The following is an 11,144-nucleotide window of genomic DNA, read 5'->3' as shown; positions in this document are numbered from 1 at the left end:
GATCTGGGGGCGGGCCTCCTCGAACACGTCGGTATAACGCCGTTGCAGCAAGGTTTTCAATTCATCCGGGCTGGCCAGGGGGGAGGTCAGCACTATCTCCTCGCTGGATTTCGCGGTGTGGGGGCCCGGCAGGGGCAGCACGGCCCTGTGCTGGAGCCAGAGGCCGGTCAGGCCATAGAGCAGGATCAGGGTGAGGGTGGCAAAGCCGGCCCAGGCGTGGATGCGGCGCACCCACTTGTTGTTGTGCAAGGGAAGTCTTCTGCGTGTCATCGCTTTGCGCTTTACAAGAGACTGGCCAGCGGGTGCTGGCCAGTGAGGGTGGGATCAGAAGCGGTAGGCGGCGGTCAGGTTCAGCTGACGGGGCGTGCCAGGCATGATCTGGGCCGCGCTGGTGGCGCTGACGAAGTAGTCGTGGTCGGTCAGGTTCTCCACGCTGAGCTGGGTCTCCCACTGGGACCAGCGGTAGCCGGCGCGGGCGTCGAAGCGGGCGTAACCGGGCAAGGTGGTGGTGTTGGCGTTGTCCGCGAAGCGATCCCCCACCGCCGTCACCCCGGTCTCGCCGAACCAGCCCTGCTTGCCGCTCTGGTAGCCGGCGAACAGCTGGCCGTTCTGGCGGGAGACGTTCATCGGGCGCTTGCCCTGGAGATCCGCGTCCGCCTTGACCTGCTCCGCATCCTGGATGGCGATGCCGCCGCGCAGGTAGAACTCGTCGGTCAGCTGGGCGCGGGCGCTCAGCTCGATGCCGTCGGTACGCTGCAGGCCGGTGAGGAGCACCAGGGTGGGATCCAGCGGATCCTTGCTGCGTTTGTTGTACATCTCCAGCCGGTAGAGGGAGAGGGTGGTCGCCAGGCGGCCATCCAGCCAGTCGCTCTTCACGCCGCCCTCGTACAGCCGGGTGTGCTGGGGATCCAGGTGGTTGTTCTTGTCCCCCGGGGTGATGCCGATAAGCTCCCCGCCCACCGGGGTGAAGGTTTTGCTGTAGGAGGTGTAGAAGGCGTGATTCTCGATGGGGTTCCACACCAGGCCCAGGCGCGGGCTCAGACTGGTGACCGAGAGGGTCTCCTCCTTGTTCAGGTCGTTGCGGCGGCTGGTGACGGTGAAGTCGTCCCGGCGCAGACCCGCCAGCAGGTGCCAGTCGCCCAGGCTGAGCTGATCCTGCACGTAGAGGCCGTAGCCGCGCACCCTGTGGTGGGCGTCGCTGGCGAGCTTCATGGCGCCGTCGTAGGTGGGCAGGGCGCCCGGATCGTAGAGATCCCCGGCCGGGATCGCGCTGGCGTTCTGGTAGAGCTTGGGGGTGCGCTCCTGCCAGCCCTGCTCCAGGCCGACCAGCAGGCGATGCTCGACGGGGCCGGTCTGCAGCAGGCCTTCGGCCTCGGTGTTGCTGGTGAGGCTGCTGGCCTTGAGATCCTGCTGCCAGCGGGCGCGGGTCACCTTGTCGCCCTTGACGCTGGTGACATAGGTGTTGTCGAACTGGCTGTCGAGGGTGGTGTAGCCGAGCTGCTGGCGCAGCTGCCACTGATCGTTGATGTCCCAGGTGAAGCGGGAGCGGGTGGACTGGGCCAGGTCATCGATGAAGTCGCGGCGGGTGTCGCTGTAGACACTCTCGATGGGGACGTCGGCCGGGCGACCATCGACGCCGGGGATGCCGCGATCCGGGGTGCGGTCGTGCTCGTTGCGCTCGTACTGCACCAGCCAGTTCAGGCTGTCGCTGATCTCCCAGTTGACGGAGGGGGCCAGCAGGGTGCGCTTGCTGGTCACGTCGTCGCGGAAGCTGTCCTTGTCTTCCTGGGCCAGGTTGAGGCGCAGTTGGACCCGCTCCCCCGCCTCGGCGTTGAGGTCGGCGGCCAGGCGCTGGCTGTCGAAGCTGCCGATGCGGGCGGTGACGCTGGAGGCCTGCCCCTTCTGTGGCGTCTTGCTGACCCGGTTGACGATACCGCCTGTGCTGCCACGGCCGTAGAGCACGGCGGCCGGCCCCTTGAGCACCTCGACCCGCTCGATGTTGCCAAGGTCGCGGGTGTACTGCATGTCGTCGCGCAGACCGTCCAGATAGAAGTCGTTGCTGGCGCTGAAGCCACGGATGTTGACCCCGTCGAAGCGGGTGTCACCGCTGGCGTTGACGCCGGGGATGCCGGTCAGGGCTTCGCTCAGGGTGGGTTGGCCGTAGGCGGTCAGCTCGCTCGCCTTGACGCTGTCGATGGTCTGGGGCACCAGCTTGGCCGGGGTGTTGGTACGGGTGGCCGTGGCGACCTCCTCGTGCTGGCTGCGTTTGCCGACGACCGTCATGGTTTCGTCAGCGGCCTGGGTGCCGGCGCTGAGGGCCAGCAAGGCGGCGCCCAGCAGGGCGTGCTCTGGGTTGGGGTTCTGCATCTGCGTGTGACTCTTCTAATCGACCTGCTGGCCTGAACTTATTGATTTATTTGTAGTTATTGATACCCCCGCCATGCGGGGATGCCAATGATATTGATTTTCATTTGCCTTGCAAGGAGAAGATGCAGGAAAACTGCATGGATGGCGCAGGAGGGGATGACAGGCCCTCACCGGGCGGGGGGATCCGCCTTGGTGCCGGCGGGCGGCCCGGTTACCATGGCGGCACGACGCCGCCGGCGTACCGCTCACGATAGGGACAGGGGGAGAGACATGGTAGAGATCATCCGGGCCGATCTGCACGACAGCCGCCACGGGGAGGCGCTGATCGCGCTGCTGGACGAATACGCCAGGGACGAGATGGGGGGCGGGACCGCCCTGGCCGACGAGGTGAAGGCCAATCTGGCCCGGGCCCTGGCGGATCGCCCCGGTGCCCACGTGCTGCTGGCCTGGGTGGACGGGGAGCCGGCCGGCGTGGCCACCTGCTTCGAGGGCTTCTCGACCTTCGCCTGCCAGCCCCTGCTCAACCTGCACGACCTGGCGGTGCACCCGGCCCATCGCGGCCGCGGCATCGGCAAACGGCTGCTGGCCGAGGTGGAGCGGCTCGGTCGGGAGCTCGGCTGCTGCAAGCTGACCCTGGAGGTGCTGGAGGGCAACAAGGTGGCCCAGGCCGCCTACCGGGCGAGCGGATTCGCAGGCTATGAGCTCGTACCCGAGGTGGGCCGGGCCCTGTTCTGGCAGAAGACGCTGGGGTGAGCCGGTCGGCAAACATGGCCTTTCGGGCTTGCCTCCCGGGCTCGCAGCCCCTAGAGTGGCGCCAGCTGATTTCCTTCTTTCAACGGCCAGCCTTGGCCAGGTGAACGAGATGACCCTTTATGCCTCGGATCAACGCGTGACCCGAGTGAACTCCGTACAGATGCGCGCGATGAAGCATTGTCCGGAGCCCGGGGAGGCCTGAGCCTCCCACCCATTCATCGTATTGCGCCGGCCGGATCCCCTTTATCGCGGGATCCGGGCCCTTGCCGTACGACTGAACAAAGGCCATAGACGCTGCCTCGTCTATGGCCTTTTTTGTTGGCCCGCAGCCAGGTTGCGGGCGCGAGACAGAGCAGAGGCCCGCCCGGGTTCTCTGCTTTTTTTATGGCCGGCGCTGGCCGACGGGTATGCTTGGCAAGGGCCGGGCCACCGATCGGACAGGCTGGCAACATCCACGAGGAAGACGTGACATGTCACAAAATATCTATGACAACCCAGGTTTCTTTGAAGGCTATGCCCAGCTGCCCCGATCGCAGCAGGGGTTGGCGGGGGCGCCGGAGTGGCCGGCGCTGCAGGCCATGCTGCCGGCGCTGGCCGGCAAGCGGGTGCTGGATCTGGGCTGCGGCTATGGCTGGTTCTGCCGGGCAGCCAGAGAGCTCGGGGCTGCCGACGTAGTCGGTATCGATCTCTCCGCGAAGATGTTGGCCCGTGCCGCCGAGCTGACCCGGGATGAGGCCATCCGCTATCGGCAGGGGGATCTGGACGGTCTTGCGCTGTCCGATGAGCCTTTCGATCTCATCTACAGCTCCCTGGCGCTGCACTATCTGCCGGAAGTGGCGCCGCTGTTTGCGGAGATCCACCGTGCCCTGGTGGCGGGGGGAAGCCTGGTGTTCTCGGTGGAGCACCCCATCTTCACCAGCCCGCAGCCCCAGGGCTGGCTGGTGGACGGGGAGGGGCGCCGCTCCTGGCCCGTCAATGGCTACCAGGCCGAGGGCAAGCGGATTAGCAACTGGCTGGCGGACGGGGTGATCAAGTACCACCGCACCCTGGGCACCTACCTCAACGCGCTCATCGCCGCGGGATTCGAGATCCGCCGCGTGGAGGAGTGGGGGCCGACGGCGGCGCAGATCGCCGCCAACCCGGCCCTGGCGGAGGAGGCGGAACGCCCCATGCTGTTGCTGGTGTCGGTGCAAAAGCCCCTGGCCTGACGCAATAAAAAACGGCGCGCAGAGGGATCTGCGCGCCGCGTCGTCAGATGGCTGCCGACTTAGAAGTCGTAGCGGGCTGCCAGCTGGAAGTCATCCTTGGTGTTCAGCTTGCCGCTGTCATTGCTGTCCAGATTGTTGATGCGGTACTCGCCGATGACGCGCAGGTTCTTGTTGAACTTGTACTGGGCACCCAGGGTGTAGTAGTCGATGGAGTCGTAGTCAGACTTGCCGGACTGCTCCACCTTCTGCTTGTTCCACAGGGCCATCAGGCCGAAGCCGTTCTCGAAGTTGTAGCCCAGGGCCCCTTCCCAACCGGTGTGATCCTTGCCGGTGGCCAGGAAGTCGCTACCGTCCGCATAGCTCAGGGCGGCGTAGAGGGCCTTGTTGTCGTACTTGGCGGAGAGCAGCCACAGCTTGGCATCCTCTTCACCGCTCTTGTCGCGGATACCCACGTTGTAGGCGGTACCCAGCGACAGGTTGAACGGGAAGGTGTAGGCCACGGCGGCGCCGTAGGCGGCATCGCTGTCCTTGCTGGTGGTCTCTTCGGTGTCACCGCCGTCGAACTTGTAGCTGGTGTCGACCTGGAAGCCGTTGAACAGGCCGGAGTACTTCAGCACGGAGCCGGCGCGGTTGGTGGCGAAGGTGTCTGTCTTGGCGCCCAGGGCCTCGTTGCCGTAGCCGTCGGAGAGGGAGACGTCAGTCCAGTCGGCCAGGAAGCCCGGGGCCCCCTTCTGGCGACCGAAGGTCACTGTGCCCCAGTCTGCGCCCACCCCGGCGAAGGCCAGGCGGGTGCGCATGTTGTCGGAGTTCTCGCTGACAGTCTTCTCGCTGTCGTTGATGTAGATCTGCAGCTCATACTGCGCCAGCGCCTTGAGGCCCGGGTTGATCTCGCTCTCTGCCTTGGCGCCCAGGCGGACAAACTGGTTGGCACCCTGCTTGTCGCTGTATTCGTTCTTGATGTCACCGTTGGCATCCAGCTCTTTCTTCTCGCCGAAGAACTGGCCGGCGTAGATGCGACCGTACAGGTCGAGCAGGGTGCTGTCGTTCTTGTAGACTTCGACGGCTTGAGCCTGGAAGGCGGCGGTGAGTGCCAATGCGACTACTGTGAGCTTTTTCATCATGATCCCTTGTGTTGCAAGCTTCTGTTTTGAAAGACGGGGCCATGCTAGGAGGGGTAGATGACAGCGGGGTGACCGCACGGTGAACAAACCGTGTCGGTTTCATGTCAGCGGGATGAAAACCGCGATTTATGTGGCTGACCGCCACTTTTACGCGCAAAGGTTTGCCCTTGTGATAGAATGCCGCCCGTTTTTCGAGCTCCTAAGGTTGGATATGCGATGAGACGTGAACTGGCAATCGAATTTTCCCGAGTGACGGAAGCGGCGGCACTGGCTGGCTACAAGTGGCTCGGACGTGGTGACAAGAATATCGCCGATGGCGCGGCCGTGGCGGCCATGCGTCACATCCTCAATCAGATCCAGATCGATGGCGAGATTGTGATAGGCGAAGGGGAGATCGACGAAGCCCCCATGCTCTACATCGGCGAGAAGGTGGGCACGGGTCAGGGCGATGCCGTGGACATCGCGGTCGACCCCATTGAAGGGACCCGCATGACTGCCATGGGTCAGGCCAATGCCCTGGCGGTGCTGGCGGTCGGCGACAAGGGCTCCTTCTTGAAGGCCCCCGACATGTACATGGAGAAGCTGATCGTGGGTCCCAAGGCCAGAGGTGCCATCGACCTCGACCAGGCCCTGGAGCTGAACCTCAAGGCCGTGGCCAAGGCCCTCGGCAAGCCCCTCTCCCGCCTGACCGTCATCACCCTGGCCAAGCCGCGTCATGACAAGGCAATCAAGGAGATGCAGGGGCTGGGCGTGCGGGTGTTCGCCATTCCCGACGGCGACGTGGCAGCCTCCATCCTCACCTGCCTGCCAGACAGCGAAGTGGACATGCTCTACGGTATCGGTGGCGCCCCGGAAGGGGTGATCTCGGCGGCGGTGATCCGCGCCCTGGATGGCGACATGCAGGCCCGCCTGATCCCCCGTCACCAGGTCAAGGGTGACAGCCCCGAGGTTCGCGCCCTGGGCGAGCAGGAGATCGCGCGCTGCGAGGAGCTGGGCATCGACGTGAACAAGGTGCTCAAGCTGGAAGATCTGGCCAAGAATGACAACGTTATCTTCTCCGCCACCGGCATCACCAAGGGTGATCTGCTGGAAGGGATCACCAGCGACGGCGTCATGGCCACCACCGAGACCCTGCTGATCCGCGGCAAGTCGCGGACCATCCGCCGCATCAAGTCGATCCACTTCCTGGATCGCAAGGATAGCGTGGTACGCGACATCATCCTGTAATCGGGATGTGCGCGGGGCAACCCGCATGGTACCGCCTGAAAAGCCCGGCACTGTCGGGCTTTTTGCTGCCTGCCAGGTGCCATGTTGCCCGGGCAGGGATAAGGCTTAGGAGAAACCGGACTCCTTGCTACACTGCGGTGCCATACAGAGGAAAAGATCACATGGAATGTCGTCAAGGTTGCGGTGCCTGCTGCATCGCCCCCAGCATCAGCAGCGCCATTCCCGGGATGCCGGACGGCAAGCCGGCGGGTGTGCCCTGCGTGCAGCTTGATGCGCAGCTGGGCTGCAAGATCTTCGGCCAGCCGGAGCGCCCGGCGGTGTGCGGCGGCTTCCGGCCCATGGTGGACGTCTGCGGCTCCCACCGCCAGGAGGCGATCTGGCTCATCGGCGAGCTGGAGCGGCTGACCGCCTGAGGCGCAGGCCGCCAGAGAACCCGGACAAAAAAAGAGGCCGCAATCGCGGCCTCTTGTCACATTCCGGCAGATATTCCGGCAGATGCGCCCGATCAGACGTCCGCCAGTTGCAGGGCCTGACGGTAGTACTCGTTGGCCTTGTTGGTCAGCCGACGCTTGTCCATCACCTGCCCGAGGGCGTGGTAGAGGGCGGCATCCGGCGCCTTGGCCACTTCCTGTTCCAGCAGCTGCTGGGCGTCGTCCAGCTGGCCTGCCAGCAGGTAGACCCGGGCCAGGGCCGCCTGGGCACCCGGCTGATCCTGGCTCTTCTTGAGCAGGGTCAGCATGGGCTGGTAGTCATCCAGCTTGAGCCTGGGCAGGCGGGTGAACAGTTCGGGGGAGGGGTCCTTGCGCAGGGCCTCCAGCCAGAGCTCGGCGGCCTCGGCATCGGCCCCCAGCCGGCGAAGGTGATCCCCATAGCTGGCCAGCAGCGCCGGCTCCTGGCGCAGCTTGCGGGGCATCTCCTGCCAGACGGGGCGCAGGGTCTCCAGGGCCTCGCTGGCGGCCTCGAGACGGCCGGACCAGGCCTGGTGCAGCAGGGCCTCCTCTTCGTGGGCGGTCAGCTTGCCCACCTTGCGCAGGGTCGGGGCGAGATCGATCAGGGCAGGCCACTCCTGGCGGGCCAGATACACCTGGCGCAGCTGATCCAGCACCATGGGATGGCGCGGATGGAGGGCATAGATGGACTCTAGGCGACCGAGTGCGCTGTCGTATTGCCCCTGCTCGATCTGCAGCTGGGTCTGGATCAGGGTCAGGGCCAGCTCGGCCTTGGGGTTCTCCTCCTGAGCCTTCTGCAGGTAGTGATCCCGGCGCACATCATCGCCCCGGGCCTGGGCCACCCGGGCCGCACTCAGGTAGTTGAGCAGCGGGGTGTCGCTGTTGTCGGCCCCCTTGATCAGGAGCTTCTCGGCCTGGTTGTAGTGCCCCTCGGCCATGGCCAGGGTGGCGTTCACCGTCTGCAGGTTCGCCTTGCGACGACGGCGGGAACCGAACCAGCCTTGCGTCTTGCGGCGCAGGCCGAACACCCGGACCAGCAGCCACTCGACGATGAGCAGGGCGCCGTAGAACAGCACCGCCAGGATCACCGCGCTGGTAACCGAGGACTCCACCGTGTAGTTGCCCAGCGAGATGAGCACATACCCCTTGTTGCCGGAGGCTTGGGGGCCGAAGATAAGGCCCGCCACCATGACGGCCACCACGACGATCAGACGAATCATGGTCTCCTCCTCAGTTGCCGGCCAGGATGCGTTGCAGGCGCTCGTTCAGCACCTGCTCCAGCATGGCCTGGGTCTTGAACTGATCCGGGTAGTCAAACTGGATCTGCTCGCCTTTGAGCTTGTCGAGCTCGGACTGCATGTACTGGGTGGCGCTGTTGTCCGCATCGAAGTACTGGGTCAGCCAGCGCTGGGCCTTGTCCAGGCTGTCGGTGTAGAGCGTCTGCTGCTCGCGGTAGACGGCGAGCTGGGCCTGCAACAGCTTGGTCTTGAGGTTCTCCCGCAGGAAGATCTCCTGCTGCGGGGAGAGCAGGGCCTCCACGGCGCCGTCGCGACGACGGATGGTGATGAAGTTCTCGGTGAACTTGACCCAGTTCTTCTTGAGGTTGCTCTCCCACTCGTTGGGATTGGCGCTGACCGCCTGGTCCGGCTCGGCCTTGGCTTCCGGCATGCTCACGGTGGAGAGGGGCAGCAGTTCGATCTGGTCGGAGAGGGCGGCCAGCTTCAGGGTCAGCCCCTCGCGGTCGACCCGCGGCATCCCCTTGAGCTTGGCGATGTCTTCCGCCAGCGCCTGGCGGATGGGCATCAGGCTGGGATCGTTGAGCGCCCTGATGCGCTCGTCGGCGTTGCCGAGCAATGTGATGGCGGAGACGAGATCGTGCTCAAGCCAGAGCTTGCGGCCCGCCATGCGGACCAGATATTCGGACTCGGCCAGCATCCAGTCGTTGGGGCGCTTGTCGTTGAGATCCAGCACCCGGGTCTGCAGACCCTTGAGCTCGCCCTGCAGCAGTTGCTGCTGCTTGTCGAGGCCGGCGATCTGTTCGGCGTCCTTGCTGCTGTTTTGATCCAGCCTGGCCATGGCGTCGGCCAGCTGCTGCTTGAGGGCGCCAAGCTCGGCCTTCTGGGCGACGGCATTCTGGTGCCCGTGCAGATAGAGGCCGCCGGTCAGGCCGAGGGCCAGCAGAATGGCGATGCCGCCGAGCACTGCACCCGAGCCGCCCTTCTTACCGTTGGGGGCCTTCTGGCCGGGCTGGTTGTTGTCGGCCACGGGGGCCGCGGCACTCGGCTGGACTTCTTGCTGTTCAGTCATTCCATCTTCCTCAGTTCCAGGGCGGCCACCAGAGCCTGGTTGGATGCACCTTGGGCAATCACGATACGGGTAAAACCAGCCTCCCCGGCCATCTCGGCCACCCGGGGGCTGGGCACCACCAGCAGGCGGTCATAAAGCCAGGGGTGCTGCGGGCCGGGCACCAGCGCCAGCAGCCGCTGCAGCAGTTCACCGCTGGTGACGAGCAGGCTGTCGAGGCCGGCCCCCTGCCAGCGGCGGGTCAATGCGTCCCCGTCAAGGTCGGGGTAGTGGCGCTCGTAGGTGGCACAATAGTGCACCAGTGCGCCGCGTGAGGCCAGCGTCCGGGCGATGAGATCCCGCCCGTCGTTGCCGCGCAGGATCAGCACCCGCTTGCCGCTCACCTCCTGCAGGGCCGGCAGGGCCAGCAGGCCTTCGCTGCGGGGATCGTCCGGGCACAGCGCCTGGATGCCCGCCTCGGCGAAGGCATCCGCGCTTGCCTGACCGACCGCAAAGTAATCAATATGTGGCCAGGTCAGACCAGTTTGCAACAGAAAATGATGTGCAAAATGAACGGCATGTATGCTGACGGCGATGACGATGTCTGCTGCAGGCAGCCATTCGGGCAGGCGGGCGAGTTCGCTGCCCGGCCGGGTTTCCAGCAGCGGGCAGCAGAGCGGAGCGTGACCGTGCTGACGCAGCAGGGCTGTCAGCTCGGCGGCCTGGGCGGCCGGACGCACCACCAGGGGGACCATCAGGCCGCGCCCCAGCAGGGTGGCCATGATCTGATCCTGACCGGACTCATGCCCGGTAGACCTCGGCCAGTATGGTGTCTGCCCCGTCGGCCAGCAGACGCCGGGCCAGCGCTTCTCCCAGGGCCTCGCCGTCGGCCAGGGGGCCGCGGATCTCGTCGCGGATGACGCGGGCACCGTCCGGGCTACCCACCAGGCCCCGCAGCCAGACCTCGTTCCCCTGCACCAGGGCATAGGCACCGATAGGTACCTGGCAGCCCCCCTGCAGGGCGCGGTTCATGGCCCGTTCGGTGAGTACCCGGATGCGGGTCTCGGCGTGCTCCAGCGGCGCCAGCAGGGCGTGCAGCTCAACATCGTCCAGGCGGCACTCGATGCCGACCGCCCCTTGGCCGTTGGCGGGCAGGCTCTGCTCCGGCTCGATGAAGGCGGTGATGCGGTGGGCCATCTCCAGCCGTTTCAGACCGGCGGCGGCCAGGATGATGGCGTCGTAGTCACCGGCATCCAGCTTGGCGAGGCGGGTGTTGACGTTGCCGCGCAGGTCGCGGATCACGAGATCCGGGCGCGCCGCGCGCAACTGGCACTGACGGCGCAGGCTGGAGGTGCCGACCACGGCCCCTTGCGGCAGCTCGTCAATGGCGGTGAAGCGGTTGGAGACGAAGGCATCGCGCGGGTCTTCCCGCTCGCAGATGGTGTGCAGGCCGAGTCCCTCGGGAAACTCCACCGGCACGTCTTTCATGGAGTGGACGGCGATGTCGGCCCGTCCTTCGAGCATGGCAGTCTCCAGCTCCTTGACGAACAATCCCTTGCCACCGACCTTGGCGAGCGGGGTATCGAGGATCTTGTCACCCTGGGTGCTCATGGGCACCAGTTCGACCTGCAGATCGGGGTGGAGCGCCTCCAGCCGATCTTTCACAAAGTTGGCCTGCCACAGGGCCAGTGGGCTCTTGCGAGTGGCAATTCTCAGGGTTCGGGCTGCCATATCAA

Annotated in this window: 10 protein-coding genes and 1 pseudogene; 4 read left to right on the top strand and 7 right to left on the bottom strand. The window is 65.5% G+C overall.

Features of this window, described 5'->3' with window-relative positions:
* A pseudogene (locus tag BN1136_RS18900) lies at positions 1 to 270 on the bottom strand (PepSY-associated TM helix domain-containing protein); the annotation flags it as partial.
* A gap of 54 nt (positions 271 to 324) precedes the next feature.
* On the bottom strand, positions 325 to 2,367 hold the full coding sequence (locus BN1136_RS18895) for a TonB-dependent receptor (protein WP_043757013.1): 2,043 nt from the start codon (positions 2,365 to 2,367) through the stop codon (positions 325 to 327).
* Positions 2,368 to 2,637: 270 nt separating this feature from the next.
* Here BN1136_RS18895 and BN1136_RS18890 point away from each other — a divergent pair, with 270 nt between their 5' ends.
* Together BN1136_RS18890 and BN1136_RS18885 are read left to right on the top strand one after the other, a co-directional pair.
* On the top strand, positions 2,638 to 3,120 hold the full coding sequence (locus tag BN1136_RS18890) for a GNAT family N-acetyltransferase (protein ID WP_043757014.1): 483 nt from the start codon (positions 2,638 to 2,640) through the stop codon (positions 3,118 to 3,120).
* Positions 3,121 to 3,590: 470 nt separating this feature from the next.
* Positions 3,591 to 4,328: a class I SAM-dependent methyltransferase gene (locus BN1136_RS18885; RefSeq protein WP_043757016.1), complete on the top strand. Its 738-nt coding sequence runs from the start codon at positions 3,591 to 3,593 to the stop codon at positions 4,326 to 4,328.
* Between the two features lie 59 nt (positions 4,329 to 4,387).
* Here BN1136_RS18885 and BN1136_RS18880 read toward each other — a convergent pair whose 3' ends face one another.
* The gene (locus tag BN1136_RS18880; RefSeq protein ID WP_043757019.1) at positions 4,388 to 5,446 is read right to left on the bottom strand and encodes a porin; all 1,059 of its coding nucleotides are present in this window, start codon (positions 5,444 to 5,446) and stop codon (positions 4,388 to 4,390) included.
* Positions 5,447 to 5,665: 219 nt separating this feature from the next.
* On the opposite strand from BN1136_RS18880, the gene glpX reads away from it, so the two are divergent.
* Both glpX and BN1136_RS18870 read left to right on the top strand, forming a co-directional pair.
* Positions 5,666 to 6,676, top strand: coding sequence for a class II fructose-bisphosphatase (glpX, locus tag BN1136_RS18875; protein ID WP_043757022.1), 1,011 nt, complete (start codon positions 5,666 to 5,668; stop codon positions 6,674 to 6,676).
* Positions 6,677 to 6,837: 161 nt separating this feature from the next.
* On the top strand, positions 6,838 to 7,089 hold the full coding sequence (locus tag BN1136_RS18870) for a YkgJ family cysteine cluster protein (RefSeq protein WP_043757025.1): 252 nt from the start codon (positions 6,838 to 6,840) through the stop codon (positions 7,087 to 7,089).
* 92 nt (positions 7,090 to 7,181) lie between these two features.
* On the opposite strand, the gene BN1136_RS18865 is transcribed toward BN1136_RS18870, so the two are convergent.
* The 4 genes from BN1136_RS18865 to hemC are packed head-to-tail and all read right to left on the bottom strand — an operon-like array spanning position 7,182 to position 11,139.
* Entirely contained in the window at positions 7,182 to 8,345 is a 1,164-nt protein-coding gene (locus BN1136_RS18865) for a heme biosynthesis HemY N-terminal domain-containing protein (RefSeq protein WP_043809051.1), read from the bottom strand.
* 10 nt (positions 8,346 to 8,355) lie between these two features.
* The gene (locus BN1136_RS18860) at positions 8,356 to 9,432 is read right to left on the bottom strand and encodes a uroporphyrinogen-III C-methyltransferase (RefSeq protein ID WP_043757026.1); all 1,077 of its coding nucleotides are present in this window, start codon (positions 9,430 to 9,432) and stop codon (positions 8,356 to 8,358) included.
* Positions 9,429 to 10,163: a uroporphyrinogen-III synthase gene (locus tag BN1136_RS18855; RefSeq protein ID WP_043757135.1), complete on the bottom strand. Its 735-nt coding sequence runs from the start codon at positions 10,161 to 10,163 to the stop codon at positions 9,429 to 9,431. The genes BN1136_RS18860 and BN1136_RS18855 overlap by 4 nt, the downstream gene beginning before the upstream one ends.
* Before the next feature lie 46 nt (positions 10,164 to 10,209).
* Positions 10,210 to 11,139, bottom strand: coding sequence for a hydroxymethylbilane synthase (gene hemC / locus BN1136_RS18850; RefSeq protein WP_152552589.1), 930 nt, complete (start codon positions 11,137 to 11,139; stop codon positions 10,210 to 10,212).
* Between the last annotated feature and the right edge of the window lie 5 nt (positions 11,140 to 11,144).

This window comes from Aeromonas taiwanensis (assembly GCF_000820165.1).
Classification (GTDB): Bacteria; Pseudomonadota; Gammaproteobacteria; order Enterobacterales; family Aeromonadaceae; genus Aeromonas; species Aeromonas taiwanensis.
This window is presented reverse-complemented; position numbering and strand designations above follow the sequence as displayed.

Coding starts and splice junctions, on each gene's coding strand:
- BN1136_RS18895 (WP_043757013.1), bottom strand. CDS start 2,367: ATGCAGAACCCCAACCCAGAGCACGCCCTGCTGGGCGCCGCCTTGCTG.
- BN1136_RS18890 (WP_043757014.1), top strand. CDS start 2,638: ATGGTAGAGATCATCCGGGCCGATCTGCACGACAGCCGCCACGGGGAG.
- BN1136_RS18885 (WP_043757016.1), top strand. CDS start 3,591: ATGTCACAAAATATCTATGACAACCCAGGTTTCTTTGAAGGCTATGCC.
- BN1136_RS18880 (WP_043757019.1), bottom strand. CDS start 5,446: ATGAAAAAGCTCACAGTAGTCGCATTGGCACTCACCGCCGCCTTCCAG.
- glpX (WP_043757022.1), top strand. CDS start 5,666: ATGAGACGTGAACTGGCAATCGAATTTTCCCGAGTGACGGAAGCGGCG.
- BN1136_RS18870 (WP_043757025.1), top strand. CDS start 6,838: ATGGAATGTCGTCAAGGTTGCGGTGCCTGCTGCATCGCCCCCAGCATC.
- BN1136_RS18865 (WP_043809051.1), bottom strand. CDS start 8,345: ATGATTCGTCTGATCGTCGTGGTGGCCGTCATGGTGGCGGGCCTTATC.
- BN1136_RS18860 (WP_043757026.1), bottom strand. CDS start 9,432: ATGACTGAACAGCAAGAAGTCCAGCCGAGTGCCGCGGCCCCCGTGGCC.
- BN1136_RS18855 (WP_043757135.1), bottom strand. CDS start 10,163: ATGGTCCCCCTGGTGGTGCGTCCGGCCGCCCAGGCCGCCGAGCTGACA.
- hemC (WP_152552589.1), bottom strand. CDS start 11,139: ATGGCAGCCCGAACCCTGAGAATTGCCACTCGCAAGAGCCCACTGGCC.